The organism is Streptococcus moroccensis, assembly GCF_030812835.1.
Lineage (GTDB): Bacteria > Bacillota > Bacilli > Lactobacillales > Streptococcaceae > Streptococcus > Streptococcus moroccensis.
Genome location: NZ_JAUSTM010000006.1, coordinates 1 through 25,027 on the forward strand (window position 1 = coordinate 1; position 25,027 = coordinate 25,027).

General features: G+C 41.8%; 23 protein-coding genes, 1 tRNA gene and 2 pseudogenes. 23 read left to right on the forward strand and 3 right to left on the reverse strand.

Annotation, left to right across the window (positions count from 1 at the left end; all coding sequences use genetic code 11):
• The first annotated feature begins 16 nt into the window (after positions 1-16).
• The 14 genes from J2S23_RS03825 (at position 17) to J2S23_RS03890 (ending at position 14,079) form a co-directional block, all read left to right on the forward strand.
• A tRNA-Pro gene (locus J2S23_RS03825) sits at positions 17-90 on the forward strand.
• Between the two features lie 96 nt (positions 91-186).
• Positions 187-669: a transcriptional regulator NrdR gene (gene nrdR / locus J2S23_RS03830; protein WP_307121437.1), complete on the forward strand. Its 483-nt coding sequence runs from the start codon at positions 187-189 to the stop codon at positions 667-669.
• A complete protein-coding gene (locus J2S23_RS03835) occupies positions 666-1,823 on the forward strand; it encodes a replication initiation and membrane attachment family protein (RefSeq protein ID WP_307121438.1) in 1,158 nt (385 codons plus the stop codon). The genes nrdR and J2S23_RS03835 overlap by 4 nt, the downstream gene beginning before the upstream one ends.
• Before the next feature lie 3 nt (positions 1,824-1,826).
• The gene (gene dnaI / locus J2S23_RS03840) at positions 1,827-2,729 is read left to right on the forward strand and encodes a primosomal protein DnaI (RefSeq protein ID WP_307121439.1); all 903 of its coding nucleotides are present in this window, start codon (positions 1,827-1,829) and stop codon (positions 2,727-2,729) included.
• Positions 2,726-3,439 (forward strand): nitroreductase family protein, encoded by a 714-nt coding sequence (locus J2S23_RS03845; RefSeq protein ID WP_307121440.1) that lies wholly within the window; start codon positions 2,726-2,728, stop codon positions 3,437-3,439. The genes dnaI and J2S23_RS03845 overlap by 4 nt, the downstream gene beginning before the upstream one ends.
• 87 nt (positions 3,440-3,526) lie before the next feature.
• The gene (gene der / locus J2S23_RS03850; protein ID WP_307121441.1) at positions 3,527-4,837 is read left to right on the forward strand and encodes a ribosome biogenesis GTPase Der; all 1,311 of its coding nucleotides are present in this window, start codon (positions 3,527-3,529) and stop codon (positions 4,835-4,837) included.
• A gap of 67 nt (positions 4,838-4,904) precedes the next feature.
• Positions 4,905-5,270, forward strand: coding sequence for a hypothetical protein (locus J2S23_RS03855; protein WP_307121442.1), 366 nt, complete (start codon positions 4,905-4,907; stop codon positions 5,268-5,270).
• Between the two features lie 130 nt (positions 5,271-5,400).
• The gene (locus J2S23_RS03860) at positions 5,401-8,502 is read left to right on the forward strand and encodes a pilus expression-regulating Snf2 family helicase (RefSeq protein WP_307121443.1); all 3,102 of its coding nucleotides are present in this window, start codon (positions 5,401-5,403) and stop codon (positions 8,500-8,502) included.
• A 101-nt stretch (positions 8,503-8,603) separates the two neighbouring features.
• Positions 8,604-9,263, forward strand: coding sequence for a divisome accessory protein ZapJ (gene zapJ / locus J2S23_RS03865; protein ID WP_307121444.1), 660 nt, complete (start codon positions 8,604-8,606; stop codon positions 9,261-9,263).
• Positions 9,264-9,274: 11 nt separating this feature from the next.
• Positions 9,275-10,606 (forward strand): UDP-N-acetylmuramate--L-alanine ligase, encoded by a 1,332-nt coding sequence (gene murC, locus J2S23_RS03870; RefSeq protein ID WP_307121445.1) that lies wholly within the window; start codon positions 9,275-9,277, stop codon positions 10,604-10,606.
• A gap of 6 nt (positions 10,607-10,612) precedes the next feature.
• Entirely contained in the window at positions 10,613-11,098 is a 486-nt protein-coding gene (locus J2S23_RS03875; protein WP_307121550.1) for a GNAT family N-acetyltransferase, read from the forward strand.
• Between the two features lie 94 nt (positions 11,099-11,192).
• Entirely contained in the window at positions 11,193-12,887 is a 1,695-nt protein-coding gene (gene mltG, locus J2S23_RS03880) for an endolytic transglycosylase MltG (RefSeq protein WP_307121446.1), read from the forward strand.
• Positions 12,888-12,964: 77 nt separating this feature from the next.
• Positions 12,965-13,447, forward strand: a complete 483-nt coding sequence (gene greA / locus J2S23_RS03885) for a transcription elongation factor GreA (protein ID WP_307121447.1) — start codon at positions 12,965-12,967, stop codon at positions 13,445-13,447.
• Between the two features lie 383 nt (positions 13,448-13,830).
• A complete protein-coding gene (locus J2S23_RS03890) occupies positions 13,831-14,079 on the forward strand; it encodes a hypothetical protein (RefSeq protein WP_307121448.1) in 249 nt (82 codons plus the stop codon).
• A gap of 37 nt (positions 14,080-14,116) precedes the next feature.
• Here J2S23_RS03890 and yidC read toward each other — a convergent pair whose 3' ends face one another.
• Together yidC and J2S23_RS03900 are read right to left on the reverse strand one after the other, a co-directional pair.
• A complete protein-coding gene (yidC, locus tag J2S23_RS03895) occupies positions 14,117-15,001 on the reverse strand; it encodes a membrane protein insertase YidC (RefSeq protein WP_307121551.1) in 885 nt (294 codons plus the stop codon).
• Positions 15,002-15,123: 122 nt separating this feature from the next.
• Positions 15,124-15,402 (reverse strand): acylphosphatase, encoded by a 279-nt coding sequence (locus J2S23_RS03900; RefSeq protein ID WP_307121449.1) that lies wholly within the window; start codon positions 15,400-15,402, stop codon positions 15,124-15,126.
• Positions 15,403-15,434: 32 nt separating this feature from the next.
• Here J2S23_RS03900 and J2S23_RS03905 point away from each other — a divergent pair, with 32 nt between their 5' ends.
• The 5 genes and pseudogenes from J2S23_RS03905 to J2S23_RS03925 all read left to right on the forward strand — a co-directional run.
• Entirely contained in the window at positions 15,435-16,175 is a 741-nt protein-coding gene (locus tag J2S23_RS03905; RefSeq protein ID WP_307121450.1) for a TrmH family RNA methyltransferase, read from the forward strand.
• Positions 16,176-16,329: 154 nt separating this feature from the next.
• Complete coding sequence (locus tag J2S23_RS03910) at positions 16,330-16,827, forward strand: HD domain-containing protein (protein ID WP_307121451.1); 498 nt, start codon at positions 16,330-16,332, stop codon at positions 16,825-16,827.
• Between the two features lie 17 nt (positions 16,828-16,844).
• A complete protein-coding gene (locus tag J2S23_RS03915) occupies positions 16,845-17,528 on the forward strand; it encodes a Bax inhibitor-1/YccA family protein (RefSeq protein ID WP_307121452.1) in 684 nt (227 codons plus the stop codon).
• A gap of 185 nt (positions 17,529-17,713) precedes the next feature.
• A pseudogene (gene tnpA / locus J2S23_RS03920) lies at positions 17,714-18,142 on the forward strand (IS200/IS605 family transposase).
• Positions 18,143-18,358: 216 nt separating this feature from the next.
• Positions 18,359-19,516 (forward strand): annotated as a pseudogene (locus J2S23_RS03925) (IS1182 family transposase); the annotation flags it as partial.
• Here J2S23_RS03925 and J2S23_RS03930 read toward each other — a convergent pair.
• Positions 19,513-20,061 (reverse strand): TetR/AcrR family transcriptional regulator C-terminal domain-containing protein, encoded by a 549-nt coding sequence (locus tag J2S23_RS03930; protein ID WP_307121453.1) that lies wholly within the window; start codon positions 20,059-20,061, stop codon positions 19,513-19,515. The pseudogene J2S23_RS03925 and the gene J2S23_RS03930 sit on opposite strands and share 4 nt — an antisense overlap.
• Before the next feature lie 140 nt (positions 20,062-20,201).
• Here J2S23_RS03930 and J2S23_RS03935 point away from each other — a divergent pair, with 140 nt between their 5' ends.
• The 4 genes from J2S23_RS03935 (at position 20,202) to J2S23_RS03950 (ending at position 24,987) form a co-directional block, all read left to right on the forward strand.
• Positions 20,202-21,158: an NAD(P)H-dependent flavin oxidoreductase gene (locus tag J2S23_RS03935; protein WP_307121454.1), complete on the forward strand. Its 957-nt coding sequence runs from the start codon at positions 20,202-20,204 to the stop codon at positions 21,156-21,158.
• A 1-nt stretch (position 21,159) separates the two neighbouring features.
• The gene (locus tag J2S23_RS03940) at positions 21,160-21,921 is read left to right on the forward strand and encodes an SDR family NAD(P)-dependent oxidoreductase (protein WP_307121455.1); all 762 of its coding nucleotides are present in this window, start codon (positions 21,160-21,162) and stop codon (positions 21,919-21,921) included.
• A gap of 222 nt (positions 21,922-22,143) precedes the next feature.
• Entirely contained in the window at positions 22,144-23,646 is a 1,503-nt protein-coding gene (locus J2S23_RS03945) for an IS1182 family transposase (protein ID WP_370868690.1), read from the forward strand.
• An 81-nt stretch (positions 23,647-23,727) separates the two neighbouring features.
• Positions 23,728-24,987, forward strand: coding sequence for a diaminopimelate decarboxylase (locus tag J2S23_RS03950; RefSeq protein WP_307121456.1), 1,260 nt, complete (start codon positions 23,728-23,730; stop codon positions 24,985-24,987).
• Positions 24,988-25,027: the final 40 nt, after the last annotated feature.

The window sequence follows — 25,027 nt, forward strand, 5'->3', positions numbered from 1 at the left end:
CGAGAGTTTTATGTATCGGGAAGTAGCTCAGCTTGGTAGAGTACTTGGTTTGGGACCAAGGGGTCGCAGGTTCGAATCCTGTCTTCCCGATTTTTTTATTTTGTAGAGTGGTGAGTCTTCGACTTGCTTTTTTTCTTTTTAATTTTGTGGTAGAATAAGGAGATATTAGTAAAGGGAGGGAAAGCAATGCGTTGTCCTAAATGTAGCGGTATTAAGTCTAGTGTTATTGATAGTCGACAGGCTGAAGATGGTAATACGATTCGGAGAAGACGTGAATGTGAAGAATGTCGTTATAGGTTTACAACTTATGAGCGGGTAGAAGAAAAAACTCTTGTTGTTGTAAAAAAAGATGGCAATCGAGAGCAGTTTTCCCGTGATAAGATTTTTAATGGTATTATTCGGTCGGCTCAGAAAAGGCCGGTGTCAAGCACTGAAATTGACGAGATTGTTAATCGAATAGAACAAAAACTTAGGAGCCAGCATGATGGTGAAGTTTCAAGTGATATCATTGGTAGCCTTGTTATGGATGAGCTTGTCAATTTGGATGAGATTACCTATGTGAGGTTCGCTAGTGTATATAGAAGTTTTAAGGATGTTGCTGAATTAGAAACATTATTAAAAGAAGTCATTTATGGTAATAAAGAAAGTGAAAACAAGGCTAACGAATGAAACCAATTGATACCTTTAGGTTTGTAAAACAAAATTTCGTTCATCTTGATGGGGTTAGTTTAGGACAGTGTTACTTGCCGCTAATTGGTTCAGAGGGTCTAGCCCTTTATACTTATTTAATCTCTTTTTATGATTATGGGACTCAGGAGCATCTACTTAGTGATATTCTAAATCATTTAAACGTGGGGATAGATCGTTTAGAGGCGACCCTAGATAAGTTAACTGCTATGAAATTAGTGAGTTTGTCTTTGGCTCAGGATCATATCTATACTATTGTTTTAAAGCCAGCATTAACTAATGAGTCCTTCCTTAATCATCATATTTTTTCGCATTTACTTGAGAAAAAGATTGGTGAAGTGGCCTATAATCGTTTGAAAATAACCCAAAAGGATGATTATCAGTCTTTAAACAAAAAGGCGACCGATGTTTTTCAAGTTGTTTCTGATATAGAAGAAAAGCTGGTTTCTATTTCTGAAGATGATTTTGACTTGATTCATTTTAAGCAGATGATGGCCAGAGATTCACTTCGATTTGCTAATGAAAAAGACGATGTTTTGGTTTTATTTCAGTATGCTGAAAAAGCCAAAAAATCATGGTTTGAGACCTATCAAATGGCTAAGGAAACGGCTATTAATTCTGTTATTTCAACTAAAAGGTTGTTAAATACCCTTCATCAAGAGATTGAGACAACAGTTAGTACTTCAGAGGCTGAGCAGTCTCTCATTAAATGGGCAAAATCTCGGACTTCTTTAGAATTTTTATCAGATATTAAGCAATCGCGTCAAGCTAGTATAACCAGTTCAGAACGCCTTGTTCTAAAAGAAATAGCGCAACTCGGATTGTTAGATCCTGTTATCAATGTTTTGGTCTTGTTTACTTTTAACAAGATTGATAGCGCAAATTTAAATGAGAAATACGCTCTAAAAATTGGAAATGAGTTGTCCTATCATAAAATCAATAGTGCTGAAGGTGCGATTTCATTTTTGAAAGAGCCTAGAATTCAGGAACACAAAAAACAATCGACGTATGCTAAGTCAACAAAATCCAATGTCCCTGAGTGGAGTATGGAAAGTTATCGGACAGAGGCGACCGAAGAAGAGTTAGAAGAACTGGAAGCACTCCGTCGCAGAATGCTTGGAGACAAGGAGGCCTAAACCATGTTAGATATTGCCAAACAAGTGGGTGCGAGACCCAACAAGGCACAAAAATCCTATGAAGACTTGAAGGCTGAAACCTTGGCTGACCCAGATGTGAAAGCCTTTATTTCACAGCAGGAGTTGTCTGCGGAAGAAATCACCCGCTCCGTCTCGAAGTTTTTTGAGTACATCAAGGAAAGGGATAACTTTCTCTCTGGCTCTGAGAGCTATATTATGAAAGGGTATCGTCCCGTCCTCATTAAAAACAAGGGCTATGCGGATGTTAGCTATCAGGAAACCCGGGAACTCTTGGATGCTGTGGCGCAAAAGTCAATCAATCAGCGGATTAAACTGGTGAATTTACCTAAGGGTTTACGTCAAATTTCAGCTAAGGATATGGACTTTAGCGACCCTAATCGGATGCAGACCTATGCTTACTTGGCTGATTTTGTGGAACATTTTAAAGAACGCTACCAGCCTGGGCTTTACCTTTATGGGTCATTCGGGGTAGGAAAAACCTTTATCATGGCTTATTTGGCTCGAGAACTATCTGAGAAATGTCAGGTAGCAACAACCTTACTGCACTTTCCAAGTTTCGCTGTTGATGTTAAAAATGCTATCAGTAGTAATAATGTCAAGGGCATGATTGATGAAATCAAATCGGCTCCTGTCCTCGTTTTGGATGATATTGGTGCAGAGCAGTTCAGTGCCTGGTTGCGTGATGATGTTCTTCAAGTTATTTTGCAACACCGGATGCAGGAAGAGTTGCCAACCTTCTTTACTTCAAACTTTAGTTTTGAGGATTTAGAGCGTCATTTCGCCAATGGTCGCTCTGGAGATGAGACTTGGCAGGCCAAACGGTTGATGGAAAGGATCAAGTTTTTAGCCAAACCCTTGCATTTGAAAGGAGCTAATCGCCGATGACAGAATTAACAGAACTTATGAAAAAGCACGTCTCAGTGAGGTCTTTTACTGGGGAAGTGATTCCTGAAGAGGATATGACGGAGATTTTAAAAGCTGGCCAAGCGGCGTCAAGCTGGAAAAATTTCCAATCGTATAGTATTATCAAGGTTCGGTCTCAAGAAACCAAGCAGGCCATCTACGATTTGCAGCAACAACCATGGATTTTGTCTTGCGATACCTTTTTGTTGATGGTCGGCGATCTTAAGCGAGCAGAGTTAGCGACCAAGCTCCATGCGGAGCAATTTCATGCAGATGGTGCAGAGAACCTGCTGATCAGTTCGGTTGATACCGCTCTTGTGGGGCAAAACATCCTCTTAGCGGCAGAGAGCATGGGCTACGGTGGAGTCATGATCGGTCTGGTCCGTCAATCGTCTAAAGAGCTATCTGAGCTGTTGCATTTGCCAGATTATACCTATCCCATCTTTGGGATTGCTTTAGGGGTACCCAAGCGTCATAACCCAGCGAAACCACGGTTACCGCTAGAAGCGGTGGTCTTTGAGGAGCGTTACCAAGAGCAGGATGCCCAAGTTATCCATGATTTTGACGCCGTTCAGACGGAGTATGCCGGCGCTCGTCAGACGGAGCTTTGGTCAGAACGGATTGCCCAGCAGTTTGGGGCACCTGAGAGTCCTGTGACGGCTGAGCATCTTAAACAACAGAAATTACTTTAAAGCGCAGAGGTGAGCAAGGTCCCAGCTCTGCTATTTGTCAAAAGCCCCTAGTGTTAGGGGAAGCTTCAAATTAGAAAGGGAGGCCTCATGGCTTTACCAACAATTGCAATTGTCGGACGTCCCAATGTTGGGAAGTCTACCTTATTTAACCGAATCGCGGGTGAGCGGATTTCGATTGTCGAGGATGTGGAGGGTGTGACCCGTGACCGTATCTATGCGACGGCTGAGTGGCTCAATCGAAAATTCTCGATTATCGACACTGGTGGGATCGACGATGTGGATGCGCCTTTCATGACGCAGATCAAGCATCAGGCTGATATTGCGATGTCAGAGGCTGATGTTATCGTCTTTGTGGTGTCAGGTAAGGAAGGGTTAACCGATGCTGATGAGTACGTGTCGCGTATCCTCTATAAGACCAATAAGCCTGTGCTTTTAGTGGTCAACAAGGTCGATAACCCTGAGATGCGTAACGACATTTATGACTTCTATGCCCTTGGTTTGGGCGATCCTTATCCGGTTTCGTCTGTGCACGGGATTGGTACAGGGGATGTTTTGGACGCCATTGTGGAAAATCTTCCGCAGGAAATCGAGCCTGAAAACCCAGATATCATCAAGTTTAGCTTGATCGGTCGTCCCAATGTTGGGAAATCGAGCCTGATTAACGCCATCTTGGGAGAAGACCGGGTGATTGCCTCGCCAGTTGCTGGAACAACCAGGGACGCCATTGATACCAATTTTACAGACAGTGATGGCCAAGAGTTTACCATGATTGATACGGCTGGGATGCGCAAATCCGGTAAGGTCTATGAAAACACTGAGAAATATTCTGTCATGCGTGCCATGCGTGCGATTGACCGGTCTGATGTGGTCTTGATGGTCATCAATGCTGAAGAGGGTATCCGCGAATACGACAAGCGTATCGCTGGTTTTGCCCATGAAGCTGGTAAAGGCATGATCATCGTGGTTAATAAATGGGATACCATCGAAAAAGATAACCACACCATGAAGGCTTGGGAAGATGACATTCGGGATAACTTCCAGTATTTGGCTTATGCGCCAATCATCTTTGTCTCTGCTTTGACTAAACAACGTCTGCATAAGTTGCCAGAGATGATCAAAGGCATCAGCCAAAGCCAGAACACTCGGATTCCATCTGCTGTTCTTAACGATGTGATCATGGATGCGATTGCCATTAACCCAACACCGACTGACAAGGGCAAACGCCTTAAGATTTTTTATGCGACGCAAGTGGCGACCAAGCCACCGACCTTTGTCGTCTTTGTTAACGAAGAAGAGCTCATGCATTTCTCTTACCTGCGTTTCCTTGAAAACCAAATCCGCAAGGCCTTTGTCTTTGAAGGAACACCGATTCATCTGATTGCCCGCAAACGGAAATAAATTAAAATTTATGGTAAAATAAGATTGGAAAGGCTTCCAATCTTATTTTTTAGAAAAGGTGAACAATATGATGAGCTATGATAATCCCTATTTCAAATACTTGAATAACTACCTGGTCTTTTACCTGCTTCTAAATGTGCTGGCGGCTGTTCTCTTATTGGCTTTTGAACGTGGTTGGCTTCTTTTTGCTTATTTGGTAATCATGGTGCCCCACCTTTTCGTCTTTTTACTGGGTGTTTTAGCGGTTTATTTTGCGCACAAGAGTCAGAATCGCTCTATTTGGTTACTGGCTGTGATGATATTTGTCTTGTCCAATGCCTGGTGGCTCTTCTTTGCCTTCACTAATGGTTACTGGCAGTATCTCTTCTTTGTTGTCTTGAATTTGATCCCGATAGTCTGTAGTTGGCTGCTTTATGCAAAAGCTCCTCGCTGACCTAGCTGGATTCCGGATATTGCCATTACTTAGGATACTCAAAAGCGCGTCTTGCGCTTTTTTCTATGGTTTCTGCTAGCCTGTGCTTTGGGACTGTGGTATAATAAGGAGATACCTTTAAGGAGACTTTATGAGTAGATTAATGCCTGGTTATGTCCGCAATCAAGGGATTGCTCTTTATGAGGCGCAAGTCTTAAACGACATGACAATCCAGGACGAGACCATTGTTGCTGATATCGATGGTCATCACCTGATTTTTAGTTTTGAAGATAGCTTAATTCAATGTGACTGTGAACTTTTTGGAAAAAAAGGGTTCTGTGAACACTTGGCCGCTATGGAATACTATTTGAAAAATGACGAAACGGGTCAAGAACTAACTGAGAAGGTTCAATCAAGTAGCGAACAGTTGCAAGAAGAAGCTCGTCAGAAATCTGTTGGCAGTGATTTTTTGGATAGTTTACCACTTGGTGGGGAGACCAATCAGACGCTTTATCGTCTCGAAGCAGAAGGCCAGTATAGCCTTTTGGATCGTCAGTTGGTTTGGACATTGAAAATCTTACGGATGCCAGATACAAGGTCTTATATCATTCGCGATATTAAGGCATTTTTAAAGACCCTTAATGATGGCAAAGATTACCAGATTGGCAAGAATTATTTCGAACCAATCCATTTGGAACAGTTTGATCAGGCCAGCCAAGATCTTCTTCTGTTTTTAAACCGTTTGTTGCCTGAGGCTGTTGATTTTGACACGAGTTTTTACCTACCCAATTTTGGTCGTCATTTGCGACTATCAGAAGGATTTTTTGAAGAAGGTCTCAAACTTCTCCAAGGTCTGTCTGATTTTCAGTTGATTTTGGATGAGCAGACCTACCGACAAGTAACAGTCACTGCTTTAACTGGAGAAGCTCCTCTCTTTTCTTTTCAGGTGGTCGTCGAGCAAACCTTAATCGATTTAACCATGCATGAGTGTTCCTACCAGGCTTTTTTTCAGGAGCATTACTTATTTAAAGAGGGAGTCTTTTACCGTCTGACCAGCCGTCAGAAATCCCTGTTAAAGGCTTTAAGAAAGATTCCTTTAAGCCCTGAAGGGCAGCGAGTTCTACAAGTCGACATCGAAGACAAGGATCGGTTGGCCTTGCTCTTGCTGGATTTAGACAAGATGGGGACTGTAAAAGCTCCTAAAAACTTTAAAATTCATGATTTCAGAGCTTATTTTGAATTTACACGTTTGGCTAATGACACCATCCGTTTAGAAATGGCTTTGGATTTTGATAAGATTTGGGTTCCTGATCAAGCCATGCTAGAGAGTTTGCCGTTTACAGTTCACTATCAGCACTTAGCAGCCATTCATGATTTGATGCAATCTCATGGCTTTCAACCAGGATTCACCAGCGAGAAACCATTAGTTCTTAGTCAAGATTTTTATGATTTTTACACAAGGACGCTGCCAGCATTTGAAGAATTTGGAGAAGTCGTCCTTTCTGAAACGGTGACAGAAACATTTAGTCCTTCTCAAGCAAGGCTTCATCTTGACTTGACAGGAGATTTCTTAGATGTGGCCTTTGATTTTCAAGATGTCAAGAAAGAAGAGATTTCGGCAGCTTATGAGGCTCTCCAGTCTGAACAATCCTTTTATGTGACTGAATCCGGTAAGATGATCATTTTTGACGAAGAGACAAATAGGGTTAATCAGACCTTGCAGGATCTCCGTGCCCAGCTATTGCCAAATGGTGCTCTTAAAATGACAACCTTATCAGCCCTTCAATTGGCGCAACAATTTGAAGGCGAGGACTCCATTCATCTTTCAGGGGCTTTCCAAGGTTTGATGGACCATTTGAGATTTCCAGAACGGTTTGAGTTGCAGCCATTTAAGCTTAATGCTACCCTTCGGGATTATCAGCTTTTAGGGGTTAAATGGTTGTCTATGCTCGCCCATTATGGATTAGGTGGGATATTAGCAGATGACATGGGGCTTGGAAAAACCTTACAGACTATTGCCTTTTTATCTCATAGTTTAAAAGCAGAGCAAAAGGCCTTGATTTTAGCGCCATCCAGTTTAATCTACAATTGGCAGGATGAGTTTCAAAAGTTTGCTCCGCATATTGATGTGGTGGTTTCGTATGGCTCAAAAGCTCAACGAATGGAGTTGCTGACCGGTGACCATCAAATCACTGTGACTTCCTATGCTTCCTTCCGCCAGGATTTTGAAGCTTTTCAAGAGAAGCAATTTGACGTCCTGATTTTAGATGAAGCTCAGGTGATGAAAAATGATCAGACTAAGATTGCACACCATTTACGTCAGTTTGAAGCTAAATCCTGCTTTGCTCTATCTGGAACACCTATTGAAAACCATCTGACAGAAATCTGGTCTATATTCCAGATTGTCATGCCAGATCTTTTGCCAGCAAAGCGCGCCTTTAACAAATTGACCGCTAAGGAAGTTGCTAGAATGATTCAACCGTTTGTCCTTAGACGTCGTAAAGAAGAGGTGCTCACAGAACTTCCAGATCTTCAAGAAATCAATCAAATCAATGAATTAACCGATGATCAAAAAGCTATTTATTTAGCTCAAATTCAACAGCTTCGTGACAGTTTAAGCGATGCAAGTGACAGTGAAATCAATAGTAAGAAAATTGAAATTCTTTCTGCTATTACCCGTTTGCGTCAAATTTGCAATACCCCAAAACTCTTTATGCCTGATTATCAGGGGGATAGCGGTAAGTTAGAAAGTCTGCGTCAACTCTTGCTCCAAATCCAAGAGGGAAATCATCGCGTTCTGATCTTTTCACAATTTCGTGGGATGTTGGAATTGATCCAAGAGGAGCTGGATAACCTAAACATGACCAGTTATACTATTACGGGATCAACCAAATCAGATGAGCGTCAGGATATTACGCGAGCTTTTAATGCAGGTAGTCGCGATGCTGTCCTAATCTCTTTGAAAGCAGGCGGTGTTGGGATTAACCTCACAGGAGCCGATACAGTTATCCTTGTCGATCTTTGGTGGAATCCTGCCGTTGAAGATCAGGCTGTTGCCCGGGCGTATCGAATGGGACAACAGAAAAATGTTGAATTTTATCGCTTAATAACAAGAGGTACCATCGAAGAGAAAATACAAGCCCTCCAAGACAATAAGCGTCAACTGATTACAACAGTTCTAGACGGTCAAGATACTAGGGGGAGCCTCAGTGCGGAAGATATCCGTGAAATCCTCAGCCTTCCTATACGGTAGATTTTGCATAGCCTATTAAAATACGATATAATAGGGAGCGAGAATGAAAAACGATTGATACAAGGGTTACTCTAACTTTATTTCTTCAGAAAGGACTTTATATGCGAGAACAATTTCCTCTAATTGGTGATGATGAATTAATGGTGCGTGAGCAACCTGTCATGAACCTTTATGATGATAAGGATTTGATTTCAAATATTAAGGGTCCTTATGATGAGCCATCGTTTAGCACTGATCAGGAGAATTCATTTTCTTATCGGGAATCTATCCTGACATCTAAAGACCATTCAAGGCCTGGTTATGAAAGAGCAAGGGGCTCGTCTGAAGGCGCTCCTAGAAGCATGAGAACTTCTCACCCGAAGCCTAGTCAAAAACAAAGAGAGAGTGCCTTTTCATACACTCAAGTGGCTCGGGCACAAGCGCGTGAGGATTTGAAACGCAAACGTTCAGCCCCTTACCTCAATTTTGATAAGCCCGGCTTTAAGAGTAAGGAGTTACCTCAACCCAAGCCAACACAAAGGGATTTGGACAAAGAGCAAATGTTTGATCTCACAAGATCTGCCAACCGCTTAAGGCAAGATAGCTATATTCTAGCGGAACTAAAACCAGATGTGCCAGAAGAGATCGTAGAAGAGACACCAAAAGTTCAAAAGAACACTTATGATTTCCTAAAAACCAGTCAAGTTTATAATTACCAAGGAAACACGCAAAAGAAAAAGAAGAAAGTCGCTCAAGAACTGGACTTGACGCGTTTTGAATAATGAAAACAACTATGACAAAAACCTATCATTTTATCGGAATTAAAGGCTCAGGAATGTCGGCCCTAGCCTTAATGCTTCATCAAATGGGACACAAGGTTCAAGGGTCTGATGAGGAGAAGTACTACTTTACTCAACGGGGGCTTGAACAAGCAGGAATCACCATTTTGCCCTTTTCAGAAGCAAATCTGACAGATGATGTTGAGGTAATTGCTGGAAATGCCTTTAAGGCAGCTAATAATGTTGAAGTGGCCTATGCTGAAAAGCACGGGATTCCCTACCGCCGTTACCATGAATTTCTTGGCGCATTCATGACTGATTTTACGAGTTTTGGAGTTGCCGGTGCTCACGGAAAAACGTCGACAACTGGTTTGCTTGCCCATGTGCTTCGCCATATCACTGACACAAGTTTTCTTATTGGTGATGGGACAGGTCGTGGCTCTGAGAGTGCCAAATATTTTGTCTTTGAGTCCGATGAGTATGAGCGTCATTTTATGCCTTATCACCCTGAATACTCTATTATCACCAATATTGATTTTGACCACCCTGACTATTTCACCAGTCTTGAAGATGTTTGTAATGCTTTTGATGATTACGCCAAGCAAATCACTAAAGGACTCTTTGTGTACGGTGAAGATGAACATCTGCGTCAGATTACAGCGAGCGCTCCTATTTATTATTATGGGTTTTCAGAGGAGAACCACTATGTGGCTTATGATATGGAACGTTCAACCTCAGGATCTCGCTTTAAAGTACGATTTGAGCAGGAAGAGTTGGGTGAATTTGCGATTCCGACCTTTGGAAAGCACAATGTCATGAATGCTACAGCTGTTATAGCAACGCTTCACCAAGCTGGCTTTGACTTGAACCTGGTACGTGAGCATCTGATTTCCTTTGCAGGTGTTAAACGACGTTTTACGGAAAAGAAAGTTAATGATACGGTGATTATTGATGACTTTGCTCATCATCCGACAGAGATAATGGCAACGATCGATGCTGCTCGACAGAAGTATCCAACAAAAGAAATAGTAGCTATTTTTCAACCGCATACCTTTACGCGCACGATTGCCCTATTAGATGACTTTGCCACGGCTCTTGATTTGGCCGATGTTGTTTATCTTGCTCAAATTTATGGTTCTGCACGAGAAGTAGATAATGGTGATGTAAAAGTCGAAGACTTGGCTGCTAAGATTCATAAACCTGGTTCTGTTGTGACCGTTGAAAATGTGTCTCCATTGCTAGACCATGACAATGCTGTTTATGTCTTTATGGGAGCAGGGGATATTCAATCCTATGAGTATTCATTTGAGCAACTCCTCTCTCGACTAACCCAGAATGTTCAATAACATATGATAACCATTAGACATGTAACAATGACGGATACCGAGCGTGTCATAGCCATCGAGTTTCAGAATTTTTCAGCAGAAGAAGCGTCAACGGTCGAAGCGTTTCATTCTCATATTCGACTCAATAGCGACACATTCTTGGTTGCTGAGATTGCTGGTGAAATAGCTGGCTTTATTGAAGGACCTGTGATTGAGGGAAACTTTTTGACAGATGACCTTTTTCAAGGCTCTCTGCCCAATCCCAAGAAAGGCGGTACCATTGCGGTAACCTCTCTAGCTATTGCCAAGGAGTATCAAGGTCAAGGAGTAGGGACGGCGTTGATTGCTGCCTTAAAGGATGTTGCAGTTGCTCAAGAACGCCAAGGGATTACCCTGACCTGCCATGACTATTTGATTCCTTATTACGAAATGAACGGGTTCAAGGATAATGGTTTGTCGACCTCTACACACGGGGGAGGTACTTGGTATAATATGTCCTGGAGATGCCCTTAAAAACCTGTTAAAACAAGCCTTAGAGGTGAAAAGGCTTGCTTTTATAGTGCTTTTAAGATATAATGACTAGTAATTGTGTGAAAGGAGTTAGCCGTTGTCTGATAAATTAAATCCAAATGACCAAGAGTTAACTTTTAAAGAGAAAATCCTAAGAGATTTAGAACTTCTTAAAACTCAGGTTGAAGAGACAGATGAAACTGTCTTTGAAAACAACCCCTTATCGACGGAATCACAACCTACAGATACCACTCAGGTAGTGAGTGAGGATATTGAGCGCCTCAAGGCCGAACTAGCTGCCAAGATGACCTCTTCCAAGGCTGAAACATCTGCTAGACCAGCTAATGAAGTCCCTGATTTCGTAGCAGAACAAGCACGACGTTTATCCGAAGGAGCAGATGGAATTGACCACGGCGTTCCAGTTGTTAAAGCTGAACCAGAAGCAATCCCTCACAAAGTGGATTTGACGTTCAAACCAGAGGTTGATCCGACAGAAGAGTTTATGGAAACGGAAAAAATAGAGCCACCAGTCTCATCGGAACGTTCATATGCTACTGAAAAGCCAGAAGCTTCGTCAGGTGTTGCTGAACCGACAAGACTGAGTCGTTCTTCTAATCCTGAAAGAACTCCTAAGAAACCTAAAAAGGTTAAGAAAAAATCTAAGGCTAAGAAGCTTGTTGTGGGTATTTTCACGACCTTGTTGTTAGTCCTAATAGCAACTGGGGTTGCCGGATACTTCTTTGTTAAAGATAGTTTAGCTCCAGTAGATGCAAATGCGACTGAATTTGTTCAAGTCCAAATACCAGAAGGTTCTTCTGTTAAGGATATCTCTCAGACCCTTGAAAAAAATGGCCTGATTAAGAATGCTACTGTCTTTGATTTATATACCAAGTTCAAAAACCAGTCTGGCTTCCAAAGTGGCTATCATCAATTGCAAAAGAGCATGACTGTAGATGACATCATTGCAACCCTTCAACAAGAAGGGACAGCTGAAGAAGTGGTACCATCTTTAGGAAAAGTCACGATCCCTGAAGGTTACACCTTAAAACAAATTGCAGAAGCGATTTCAGTGAATGCAGCATCATCTAATCGTTCTGCTTCACCTTATACCTCAGAAGAGTTTATGGAACTTGTAACGGATGAGGCATTCATTAGTGAAATGCAGGAGAAATACCCAGACCTCTTAGGAGGTTTACCGACTGCTGACTCGGGTGTGATTTATCGTTTGGAAGGCTATCTCTTCCCTGCAACCTATGAGTACCAAGATGAGACAACTCTTCGTGAGATTGTTGATCAAATGTTGGCAGCTATGGATGCAAATCTAAGAACTTACTATGAAACGATTCAGAGTCAAGGACAAACCGTTAACCAAATTTTAACCTTGGCATCCTTGGTGGAAAAAGAAGGGTCTTCTGATGAAGATCGTAAGAATATTGCTAGTGTCTTTTATAACCGTATGCAATGGGGAATGCCTCTGCAATCAAATATTGCAATTTTATATGCAGAAGGTAAGCTAGGTGAGAAAATTTCCCTAGTCGAAGATGCGACGATCAACACTCAGATTGAATCACCTTATAACGTCTACACTAATCTTGGTTACATGCCTGGCCCAGTCGTAAGCCCAAGCTTATCGGCCATCAAAGCGACCATTGAACCAAGTACGACAGATTACTTCTACTTTGTAGCGGATGTGACTACCGGTAAGGTTTACTTTGCCAATACAATTGAAGAACATAATGTGAATGTTCAGACATACGTCAATGAACAGATTCAATCTTCTACAACTGAATAAAAAAGAGAAACAAAATGATGTGCTCGGTCACATTGTTTTGTTTTGTTACCATAACAAAGAAAAGAGAACATATTAAAATGGCTGATAAAACATTTCCTATGACACTTGCTGAGAAAGAGCAATTGGAAAAAGAACTTGAAGAATTAAAATTGGTACGTCGCCCTGAAATCGTTGAACGCATCAAGGTAGCACGCTCGTACGGCGATCTTTCAGAAAACAGTGAATACGAAGCGGCTAAGGATGAGCAAGCCTTTGTTGAAGGTCAAATTTCAACGATTGAACACCAAATTCGCAACGCCGAAATTGTCGATAGCGACTCGGTAGCTGCAGATGAGGTTGCTATCGGTAAATCGGTTACCATCCAAGAAGTCGGTGAAAAAGAAACTGAAGTTTACACCATTGTTGGTGCGGCATCTGCGGATGTGTTTGCAGGTAAAATTTCAAATGAAAGCCCTATGGGGCATGCCTTAATTGGAAACAAGGTCGGTGATACCGTCACAATTCCAACGCCAGCAGGAAGCTATGATGTTAAAATCGTCAAAGTTGAAAAAGCAAATTAGGCTTAAAAGCTAGGTAGTATTTCCAACCGTCGCGAATGGATTGAACAAAATCGACACGCAGTGGCTTAAGGCAGTTTCGCTAGCCTTTACCGTATTAAAAAGATCTTTATACCTCTAAAAAGAGTGGGGACGAACATTATCTGATGGATACTTGTTCGTCCTCATTCTTTTTGGATTTTTACGAATAGATAAGGGAAAGGAGTTGTGATGAAAAAACTTATTATCATTCTTACAGTCTTAATCGGCTTTATGTCTCTAAAAGGCATTCATGCAGAAGATTTTGCTTTCCCTTTTTCGGAGGACAGGGCATTCAGGTAATTGAGCTTGGATGAGGTCAAACTAAACATTCGCCAAAAAGATCCTTCTATCTTTTCGTGGGGCGAATGGATCATGTCGATGCACAACTGGCTAAGGAACAGCTATTAAAGGTAAAGGACAGGGTTGATAAAACAATCTACCATTTAGATACCAAAGGCATCTCTACTAAGTCTTATCGCGCTTTTTCTAAAAAGTATGCTATCCGTTCTACAGCTTATTTATCCCACTTTGAAAACCGTCAACAAGTGTCGGTCTATCACAACAACTGGCGGGCAGACGAGACAGATCTTATCGCTTATTTAGAACAGAAGTAGCAAAAATCCCTTTGGAAAAATACCAAAGGGATAATGGTTATCTTGAGCGTTGCTTACCAGCATTGCGTTTTTGAGTGTTTTTAGGTTTATTAGGCAAAACAGCTTGATTATTGGATGCTGGAGTGACATCCTTCTTGTAACTAGAAGCAGTTGAAGGACGCGCCTTAGGAGGATTCTTTTCAAACTCCTCAGCAATTTTTCGCTTATGATATGGTCGTACGATGTAATTGACAATCAACTGTTGGACGATTTGAATAATACCACCAACTAGCCAATAGAGGGTTACACCTGCAGGAGAGGTGAAGGAGAAGAAAACAATCATGAGAGGGCTCATGTACATCATGGATTTCATCTGTGCCCGTTGGTCTGGATCCACTGCCAGCATGGAGAGGTAAGACTGAAGGAAGTATAGCAGACCTACAATTACAGTTAAAACAATAGAAGGACTACCAAGATCCATGCCTAGGAAGGTCGCTTCAGAAACACCTGGTGTATAACGGGCAGCGTAGAAGATGGCTGTAAAGAAAGGCATCTGGATAAGAAGAGGTAAGCACCCCATACCACCAAGCATGGAAAGACCATTTTCTTTTTGAACAGCCATCATTTCTTGCTGGATTAAAAGCTGTTCTTGCTGGTCTTTAGCATTTTTTAAGCGTTCTTGAATAGGATCTAGAATGGGTTTTAGGTGTTCGCGACGCACTGCTTGAGAGCTGGCTTTCCATGCCTGATAAAGCCCTAGAGGAAAGATAATCGCCCGAACAATCAAGGTTGTCAAGATAATCCCAATCCCATAACCAAACCCTTGATCCTTAGCAAAGTAAGTAATCAATTGGCCCATAGGAGCTACAAGAAGGTTGTAGACCCAACCTTCTCCTGTCGGCACACCATTCTCATTTTGGACACAGCCCGCTAGAAAGACCATAGCCAATAGGCCTAAGCCTAATAGACGTAGAAGTTGTTTCTTTTTCACAAATAAAATTTCCTTTTTAAGATAATATTATTCTATTCTACCTTTTTTAGAGCTGTTAGACAAGTCTTAACCACTTATTGTTTGACTTTAAAATCTTTATAATCTTCAAAGTTAGCCATGGTCACATCAAGGTATGAAACATTTGAAAAGGGAGTTGGTCCTTTACGAATATCATGGATGAATTGGCTGATTTTTTCAGGATAATCAGATTGAGCTAAAATGGTCACCGTACCATCCTCGTTGTTCCAAACTCGGCCGTTGATATTTCCAATTTCAAGAGCTAGAGACAAGACACCCCAACGAAAACCAACACCTTGAACGCGGCCAGATGCGGTCATTTTTACTTTTTTCATAGGTTCATCCTCCTTTATGATATAATATCCTTATGGAAATTATAACATCTAGGGCTAATAATGCAATCAAAAACGCCAAAAAATTACAGCAAAAGAAATACCGGAAAACCAGCTATCTTATTGAAGGTTGGCACCTTTTTGAAGAAGCTGTCGCCGCTAATGCTAATATTGAAAAAATCTTTGTCATTCCGGAGCAAGCTGACAAAGTAAGGGATTATCCTCAAGCGGTTCAGGTAACAGCTGAGCTGTTGAAAGATCTTGCAGAGAGCCCTTCGCCTCAAGGTGTTGTTGCGGTTATTGCTCTTCCAAATCAGCAGATGCCAGAGGTGTTAACAGGTCGCTTCTTAGTTCTTGAAGATGTTCAGGATCCTGGGAATGTTGGGACTATGATTCGAACAGCGGATGCAGCAGGCTTTGATGGAGTCATCGTTTCTGAAAAGACTGCTGATATCTACAATCTCAAAACGCTGAGATCAATGCAGGGTAGCCATTTTCACCTACCTATTTATCAAGTAGACACTGCAGAGGCACTTTCAAGACTAAAAGCTTGCCAGATCCCACTTGTGGCGACGACACTTTCTGAGCATTCCATTGATTACCGTGAGGTGCCTAAGACAGCTAATGTTGCTCTTATTATGGGGAATGAAGGCCAAGGTATCAGTGACCTAGTGGCTCAGGAGGCTGATATATTGGCCCATATCACAATGCCTGGAAGGGCGGAGAGTCTCAATGTGGCTGTTGCTACTGGTATCCTCTTATTTCATATCGTTTAAGCTGGTATTTACTCGTTTATATCAGGTTAGTCCTGAACCGCACGATTAGAAATCTAGGCTTAAAAATGGTATAATAATGATAGAGATTCTTTTCGGGGAGTTAGCGCAATCGTTGAGCGACCAAAGGAAAGAATCTGTAAGTGAGGTTTTGCCTATGCACTATACACAAGACAAAGAATTTATGGAATACATTGGGCAGTTGATTGAAAATCCCAGAATGAAGAGAATGGATCAGATTGTTCATCATCACCATTCAACACGCTTAAAACACTCGATCAATGTCGCCTATACCAGTTATAAGATTGCTAAAAAATTTGGATGGGACGCTAAATCCACAGCTCGTGGTGGCGTGATGCATGACATGTTTTATTATGATTGGCGGACAACTAAGTTTAATAAAGGTCATGCTTGGATTCATCCGCGAATTGCCTTGCGGAATGCTCGAAAAATTACAACGGTTAACAAGTTAGAAGAAGATATCATTTTGAAACATATGTGGGGAGCAACGATTGCGCCACCCCGCTATAAAGAGTCATATATCGTGACCACAGTGGACAAATATTGGGCTGTCCGAGAAGCGATAACGCCCTATACAGAGGCTTTTAAACATCGTCGCCCCCATCTGTTCCACCGTCGCATTTTAAAACGTTAAGGAAAAAGGATGCTAGAATGAACAATACTGCTATTCAGACACAGACTGGCTTATCCAGTTTTTATGCCAAAATCTATGGATTTGTTGCCATGGGCATCGGTTTATCAACCTTTGTCAGTGGTTTGATGTTAACGGTTTTCCAAAACCATCTTGTTAACATGATTACGGGTTCTCCTTGGCGTTTGTACTTGATTATCTTCGCTGAGTTAGGCTTAGTACTTTTTGCCTCTAGAGCAGCGATCAAAAACACCCCGATGGCTCTGCCCTTGTTTTTGATTTATTCTTTGGTCAATGGCTACACGCTCAGCTTCATTATTGCCCGTTATACTCAGACGACAGTTTTTCAGGCGCTTTTGAGTGCGACTGTTATGTTTGCTGTTATGGCGATTATCGGTGTGACCGTTAAGAAAGATTTATCAGGGATCGGTAAGGCCTTGATGGGTGCTTTAATCGGTATTATCATTGCCTCTGTTGTCAATGTGTTTATCGGAAGTGGCGCCATGTCATATGTGATTTCCATTGTGACGGTCCTTATTTTTGCGGGGCTTATTGCCTGGGATAACCAAAGAATCAAACAGGTTTATTTCGAGCTAGATGGTCAAGTACCAACTGGTTGGGCAGTTTCATTAGCCCTAAACCTTTATCTGGATTTTATCAACCTTTTTATCCATCTCTTAAACATTCTGTCTCGGAATGATTGAGTAAGGAACCCTAAAACAGCCGTTAGGCTGTTTCAGATTATGTGACTTTAAGTCCGTTTCGCTCCGCAGGTGCGAAACAAATAAACCACCCGCTATGCGGGTGCGCATCGCTGGTTATACCAAAAAACTCCAAACGCGATACAATAAAGGTGTTCAAGCCTAATGTAAAGCGAAAGGAGCAAAATATGGCACAAAAGGCACATAGTTTATCTCACACAAAGTGGGTGTGTAAATACCACATTGTGTTTACCCCTAAGTATAGACGAAAAGTAATCTATAATCAATATTGAAGGAGTCTAGGCGAAATAATAGAAGGACATTTAATGCCAGATCATGTTCATATGCTAGTTAGTATTCCCCCAAGAATCAGCGTTTCAAGTTTCATGGGCTACTTAAAAGGTAAGAGTGCCCTGATGATGTTTGACAAACACGCCAATCTCAAATACAAGTTTGGGAATCGCCATTTTTGGGCAGAGGGCTATTATGTGAGCACAGTTGGACTGAACGAAGCCACTATCAAAAAATATATCCAAGAACAAGAAAAACATGACATCGCCCTAGATAAATTGAGCGTAAAAGAGTACGAAGATCCCTTTAGGGATGATGGCAAGTAATACCAATGCCTCTTTAAGAGGCAAGTGACGAGTCAAAAGCAGTTAGGCTTGAACAAAGTGAAAGCCAGCGTCTTTAGGCGCTGGCTGGTGATGTGGGCTTATAGCCCCTGTTCAAACCACCCGTTAGACGGGTGGTCATGATTGAAGACAAAGTCCTTAGATTACAGTTTCTAAGGGCTTTTTAGTTGAACTTGGAGTATACTAAAAGAAAAGGCAGTCATTGAACATATCTTTAGTCATCTCCTAAATCAAGCCATAACCGCTGGTTTGGTTGACCCTTCTGAGATTTTCGTGGACGGCACTCATATCAAAGCAGCGGCCAATAATCGCAAATACCAGCACCAAGTCGTGGCTCATCAGGCAGCCTTCATGAGTGAACAACTAGCGGTTGAAATCGAGCAGGATCGGAAGAAACACGCAAAAAAGCCCTTAAAGCCCGCCAAAGAAAGTAAACCTGACCCTAAGAAAGTCTCAACGACGGACCCAGAGAGTGGTTGGTTTCATAAGGGTGACCATAAGCAGGTGTTCGCTTACGCGACTCAAGTGGCTTGTGACCAACATGGCTGGGCTCTGGCTTATACCGTTGAAGCGGGGAATATCCATGATAGCCAGGCTTTTTCAGCTCTTTTTGCCAAGATTGAACCCTTCAAGCCCCAAGTCATTATCGCTGACTCTGGTTACAAGAATCCAAGCATCGCCAAGTTTTTATTAGATAAGGCTATTCCCCCCTTGTTTCCTTATACGAGACCAAGAGGAAAGAAAGGGATGTTGCGACCGAACGCCTTTGTTTATGATGCTTACTATGATTGTTATCTTTGCCCAGAGAATCAGATTTTACCGTATCGCACAACTAATCGAGAGGGTTATCGTGAATACAAGAGTGATCCTAAGCACTGTCAGACCTGTCCCTTATTAAGCCTCTGCACCCAAAATAAAGACCATCAGAAAACCGTAACACGACATATCTGGAAAGATTATCTCGAAACTTGCGAGGACATCCGTCATCAAGATGGGATGAGGGAGGTGTATCAGAAACGCAAAGAGACAATTGAGAGGCTCTTTGGGACAGCTAAAGAATATCACAACCTCAGATACACACGAGAGAGAGGCAAGTCCAAAATGGAAGACAAGGTTGGGCTGACTTTGGCATGCCTAAATATCAAGAAATTGGTGAAACGACTGGCGGGAAGGTCTTTTTATTTTGCCGAAAATAGGGGTATCGGTCAGATCTTTTCAACTCGTACACACGTTTTGTTCAAAACGAAAGAAAAGACAAACACCAAAATGAAGTTTGTCTTCGGTCTGAAAGCCTTGACATCAAGGCTTTTATTTGCGCAAATTTTAGTAGATGGATCTTCAGTAGACCTGTATTAAGGCTTGGTTTTCATTACGACATCTTTTAGTATTGGTGGCATAAATTCGGTCATTTGTAAGGCTAATTCTCGACAGTCCATTTCACAATTGTTTTGAATCCAGTCTTGTGATAAGCCTAGGCAACCGTAGCAATGGTAGCGCAGTTGTTGGAGCAGGATTTCATCTAGCTCATCCACTTGGAGGGTTTGTTTGATCATTTGAGCATACAAGGTTACATTGTAAGAAACGATGTAGTGACTTAAGGCATTGACGGAAACATCCTCAAATGCTTTTTTATAAAATTGGCGATAGTTTTTTAAATCACTTAATGCAAGAATGGATTCTTCAAGCCCCATAAAACCGTTTGTTTGCTGGGTAGCCAATTGTTGGCTATAGGAATAAATCCAAGCAACCAAATCATACTTATCTTTAAAGTGGTAGTAGAAGGTATGGCGGTCAACTCCAGCCTTTTCACAAATTTCAGTCACCCGAATTTCTGACAGCGAGTAGTGATCCATTAAATCTCGAATAGCTTGAGATAAAGCTAGTTTCGTTAGTTGCTTCATAAAATCCCTCCCTTATTAAGGCTATATTACACCAAAAAGCGCTTTCTGTCTAATTTTAATACAGAAAATGATCTTTGTCTATATACGGCTTGTGAAAAATATATCATAATGAAGGTAACAATTAAACAAATGGAGGATTCATGATGAATCAAGTGGTAGATATTCTAGGAATCACATATCCAGTCATCCAAGCACCTATGACTTGGATTACGTCTCCAGAGATGGTGGCAGCTGTTTCAAATGCTGGCGGTTTAGGTGTAATGGGGATTAGCGCAGGATTTGAAGAGCAGAAAGTCAGTGTAGAAGATACAACTGAGGAAATGCGCAAACAAATTCGTCAGTTGAAAACGTTAACGGATAAACCGTTCGGTGTCAATGTTTTTACAGAACCATTTGATGCAGGTGGATTCTCAAAAGCAACAATTGAAATGTTAAAAGAAGAAAACGTGACAATCTTAGTAGCTGCAGGGCCAGTTGTACCAGAGCAAATTAAAAGTTGGAAAGAGGATGGATTTACCGTTATCTTTAGGGACATGTTCCCTACGATAAGAGGGGCAGTGCTGGCCCAAGATGCTGGAGCAGATATCTTAGTAGCTACTGGTAGTGATGAAGGTGGTGGGATGTCTAGTCATGCAGTGAGTGCCTTTGCATTAACAGCACTGATGAAAGAGGCTGTTACAATCCCAGTGTTAGTTGCTGGAGGAGTGGTGAATCAACCATTGGCGAAAGCTGCGAAGGCTGTTGGGGCAGATGGGTTATTTGTAGGAACACGCTTTATCTTATCTAAAGAATGTCGTGCGAGTGCTGCTACTAAAGAAGATATTTTACATACTCATCCAGATGACTATATCGTCGTGACTCAAGCTGGTGGAGGAATGCAGTGGCGTTCAACACCTCATAAGGTAGCAAAAACTGGTCAGGAACAAAACCAACAAGGAAACTTAAATGCCGATATTGGTAGCTTCTATGAGGGGATGTTAAAGGGAAATTTAGATGCTGGGATTAATACGGTGTCTAATGTTGCCTCTTTAATTAAGTCAATCGACAGTTGTGAAGAAATTGTATTAGAATTAGCAAAGGGATTTGAAGTTGAATAAGATGAGTATTTTTAAAGATAAAATTGTGATTGTCACTGGTGGTGGACAAGGAATTGGTGAAGGAATTGCTAAAATTTTTGCAGAAGATGGTGCTACTGTCATTATTACTGGACGGACAGCCAGTAAGCTAGAACGGGTAGCAAATGAATTAAGTGAGTTTAATGTTATACCATATCCAATGAATGTCGGTTTTGAAGAAGATTGGAAAAAATTAATCGGATTTGTAAAGGAAAACTATGGCCATTTAGATGTGTTAGTGAATAATGCAGGCATTGAAATGGGAAAAGATATTCATGCCATGTCCTTTGAAGAGTTTAAACTGATGCAGTCGTGCAATGTAGACGGTGTATTTTTGGGAAGCAAATATGCCTATGAAGTACTGGTAAAACATGGAGATGCTAGTGTTATCAATATTTCATCCGTTTCTTCAAAACGCTCTGGTCCAAACTGTGGCAATGACGCTGGATACAGTGCCTCTAAAGCAGCCGTTAATTTATTAACGAAACATGCTGCTTATACCTATGCTCCGGATGGGATTCGTGTCAATGCAATTTTGCCAGGTGGTATTCGTACTCCAATGGTAGATGAATCTCTGAAGAATGTTCCAAATGCAGAAGATTACTTAAAAACGATTAACCCTCTTCCTCCACATTTAGGAAAAGTAGAAGATATCGCTCATTTGGTATATTTCGTTGCTTCTCCTGAAAATGCCTACATGACTGGTGCTGAGCTTGTCTGTGATGGTGGTATGATTACACATTGATAATTTTCTAAATACAGATGTAGACAACCTTTCTTAAATGAATGTTTAGAAAGGTTGTTTTTATTATGGCTTCAAGCCAGTTTTTTTCGTAGAGAAAAACAAGAAAACCACCAGCTAAGCTGGTGGCTCAGATTGAAGACAAAGTCCTTAGAATTTGGTTTCTAAGGGCTTTTTAGTTGAAATAGGAGTATACTAAAAGAAAAGGCTTTGCGAGGAAGCGTGATGTTTCATAAGGAAAATCCTGACTATAATCGTCGTCAAGTTGGTTTTTATGCCCTCGAAGAACTGGTTCCTGAGGATCATTTCCTACGCCAAGTAGATGCCGTCATCGACTTCTCCTTTATCTATGACTTAGTCGAAGATAGCTACTGCTTGGATAATGGTCGCCCTAGTTTAGACCCTGTCTTGTTGGTTAAAATCCCTCTCCTACAATGTTTCTATGGGATTCATTCCATGCGTCAGACCATAAAAGACATTCAAGTTAACGTCGCTTATCGCTGGTTCTTGGGGCTATCTTTAGATGATCGGGTACCTCATTTTACAACTTATGGAAAGAACTATACGAGACGATTCAAAGAAAAGGCAGTCATTGAACATATCTTTAGTCATGTCCTAAATCAAGCCATAACCGCTGGTTTGGTTGACCCTTCTGAGATTTTCGTGGATGGCACTCATATCAAAGCAGCGGCCAATAACCGAAAATACCAGAACCAAGTCGTCGCTCATCAGGTAGCCTTCATGAGTGAACAACTAGCGGTTGAAATCGAGCAAGATCGGAAGAAACACGCAAAAAAGCCCTTAAAGCCCGCCAAAGAAAGTAAACCTGACCCTAAGAAAGTCTCAACGACGGACCCAGAGAGTGGTTGGTTTCATAAGGGGGACCATAAGCAGGTGTTCGCTTACGCGACTCAAGTGGCTTGTGACCAACATGGCTGGGCTCTAGCTTATACGGTTGAAGCGGGTAATATCCATGATAGCCAGGCTTTTCCAGCCCTCTTTTCCAAGATTGAACCGTTCAACCCTCAGGTCATTATCGCTGACTCTGGTTACAAGAATCCAAGTATTGCCAAGTTTTTATTGGATAAGGCTATTACCCCCTTGTTTCCTTATACGAGACCCAGAGGAAAGAAAGGGATGTTGCGACCGAACGCCTTTGTTTATGATGCTTACTATGATTGTTATCTTTGTCCAGAGAATCAGGTTTTACCGTATCGCACAACTAATCGAGAAGGCTATCGTGAATATAAGAGTGATCCTAAGCACTGTCAGACCTGTCCCTTACTAAGCCTCTGTAGCCAAAATAAAGACTATCAGAAAACCGTAACACGACATATCTGGAAGGATTATTTGGAGATTTGCGAAGACATCCGGCATCAAAGCGGAATGAAGGAGCTTTATCAGAAACGTAAAGAGACGATTGAGAGGCTTTTTGGGACAGCTAAAGAATACCACAATCTCAGATACACACGAGAGAGAGGCAAGTCCAAAATGGAAGACAAGGTTGGGCTGACTTTGGCATGCCTAAATATCAAGAAATTGGTGAAACGACTGGCGGGAAGGTCTTTTTATTTTGCCAAAAATAGGGAGATCAGTCAGATCTTTTCAACTCGTACACACGTTTTGTTCAAAACGCAAGAAAAGACAAACCCCAAAATGAAGTTTGTCTTCGGTCTGAACAGCCGTTGGGCTGTTTTTTTGATGATCGTCAGGGTTTTAATTGATTGAAAATTTTGGTAAAATAAAATGACTACAGCAAATTTCTAGATTTTACCTTAATCCAAGGAGTTTGCTAAAAAGGAGAGTCTAATGACAAAAAGCCCATTTATTACCCTAGAGCAAGCTGAGCAGCTAGCTAACCAATTTCCGACACCTTTTCATCTTTATGATGAAAAAGGGATACGAGAGAAAGCGCGTGCCCTTAACAAAGCTTTTTCATGGAACAAGGGCTTTAAAGAATATTTTGCAGTCAAGGCGACGCCAACACCAGCCATTTTAAAAATCTTTCAAGAAGAAGGTTGTGGGGTGGATTGTTCTAGCTATGTGGAACTCTTGATGAGCCAAAAAATGGGATTTACAGGTGAAGACATTATGTTTTCGTCTAATAACACCCCAGCTTCTGAATACCAGTTTGCGTCAGAGCTTGGCGGCATTATTAATCTAGATGCCTATGAAGATTTGGCTTTTGTCAAGGGAAGTCTTGGCGGTAAACTTCCTGAAACCATGTCCTGTCGTTTTAATCCTGGTGGTGTCTTTGCTATGGGGACAGACATTATGGACCACCCTGAAGAGTCTAAATTTGGCATGACCAAGGACCAACTGATTCAAGCCTTCAAGGAAATGAAGACTGAAGGGGTGAAACACTTTGGGATTCATTCTTTCCTTGCCTCTAACACAGTAACCAATGATTATTACCCTACCTTAGCTAAGCAATTGTTTGAGTTAGCGGTTGAGGTAGTGGCAGAAACGGGTGTCCATTTGGAATTTATCAACCTCTCAGGTGGTGTCGGGGTGGATTACCGTCCGGAACAAACAGCAAATGACATTCTAGCCATTGGTGAGGGTGTTCGACGTGTCTATGAGGAGGTCTTGACGCCTGCAGGTCTTGGAGAGGTCAAGCTTTACACAGAGTTGGGACGCTTTATGACGGCACCACATGGCCTGATTTTGACCAAGGTCTTGCACCGCAAGGAGACTTACCGCACCTATATTGGGGTCGACGCATCAGCTGTGAATCTCATGCGTCCGGCTTTTTACGGGGCCTATCACCACTTGACCAATCTATCTAGCAAGTCCTCCCAGACAGAGGTTGTTGATGTGGTCGGGTCACTTTGTGAGAACAATGACAAGTTTGCCGTTAATCGGGAATTGCCAGAGACGGAGATTGGAGACCTTTTGGTGATTCATGATACGGGTGCGCATGGGTTCTCGATGGGTTATCAGTACAATGCCAAGCTTCGCTCTGCAGAAATCCTGCTGCAAGAAGATGGCACTCCTCGTTTGATCCGCCGTGCGGAAACTCCTGAGGATTATCTGTCAACTGTGGTTGGATTTGATTTTGACCTGTAAATGATTATAGCATAAAGGATTTCAGCCAAGGCTGGGGTTC

Coding starts and splice junctions, on each gene's coding strand:
- J2S23_RS03845 (WP_307121440.1), top strand. CDS start 2,726: ATGACAGAATTAACAGAACTTATGAAAAAGCACGTCTCAGTGAGGTCT.
- J2S23_RS03950 (WP_307121456.1), top strand. CDS start 23,728: ATGACAAAAAGCCCATTTATTACCCTAGAGCAAGCTGAGCAGCTAGCT.
- J2S23_RS03905 (WP_307121450.1), top strand. CDS start 15,435: ATGGAAATTATAACATCTAGGGCTAATAATGCAATCAAAAACGCCAAA.
- J2S23_RS03915 (WP_307121452.1), top strand. CDS start 16,845: ATGAACAATACTGCTATTCAGACACAGACTGGCTTATCCAGTTTTTAT.
- J2S23_RS03900 (WP_307121449.1), bottom strand. CDS start 15,402: ATGAAAAAAGTAAAAATGACCGCATCTGGCCGCGTTCAAGGTGTTGGT.
- J2S23_RS03940 (WP_307121455.1), top strand. CDS start 21,160: ATGAGTATTTTTAAAGATAAAATTGTGATTGTCACTGGTGGTGGACAA.
- der (WP_307121441.1), top strand. CDS start 3,527: ATGGCTTTACCAACAATTGCAATTGTCGGACGTCCCAATGTTGGGAAG.
- J2S23_RS03910 (WP_307121451.1), top strand. CDS start 16,330: ATGCACTATACACAAGACAAAGAATTTATGGAATACATTGGGCAGTTG.
- J2S23_RS03860 (WP_307121443.1), top strand. CDS start 5,401: ATGAGTAGATTAATGCCTGGTTATGTCCGCAATCAAGGGATTGCTCTT.
- J2S23_RS03890 (WP_307121448.1), top strand. CDS start 13,831: ATGGATCATGTCGATGCACAACTGGCTAAGGAACAGCTATTAAAGGTA.
- murC (WP_307121445.1), top strand. CDS start 9,275: ATGACAAAAACCTATCATTTTATCGGAATTAAAGGCTCAGGAATGTCG.
- dnaI (WP_307121439.1), top strand. CDS start 1,827: ATGTTAGATATTGCCAAACAAGTGGGTGCGAGACCCAACAAGGCACAA.
- nrdR (WP_307121437.1), top strand. CDS start 187: ATGCGTTGTCCTAAATGTAGCGGTATTAAGTCTAGTGTTATTGATAGT.
- J2S23_RS03930 (WP_307121453.1), bottom strand. CDS start 20,061: ATGAAGCAACTAACGAAACTAGCTTTATCTCAAGCTATTCGAGATTTA.
- J2S23_RS03935 (WP_307121454.1), top strand. CDS start 20,202: ATGATGAATCAAGTGGTAGATATTCTAGGAATCACATATCCAGTCATC.
- J2S23_RS03835 (WP_307121438.1), top strand. CDS start 666: ATGAAACCAATTGATACCTTTAGGTTTGTAAAACAAAATTTCGTTCAT.
- yidC (WP_307121551.1), bottom strand. CDS start 15,001: ATGGTCTTTCTAGCGGGCTGTGTCCAAAATGAGAATGGTGTGCCGACA.
- J2S23_RS03945 (WP_370868690.1), top strand. CDS start 22,144: ATGTTTCATAAGGAAAATCCTGACTATAATCGTCGTCAAGTTGGTTTT.
- greA (WP_307121447.1), top strand. CDS start 12,965: ATGGCTGATAAAACATTTCCTATGACACTTGCTGAGAAAGAGCAATTG.
- zapJ (WP_307121444.1), top strand. CDS start 8,604: ATGCGAGAACAATTTCCTCTAATTGGTGATGATGAATTAATGGTGCGT.
- J2S23_RS03855 (WP_307121442.1), top strand. CDS start 4,905: ATGATGAGCTATGATAATCCCTATTTCAAATACTTGAATAACTACCTG.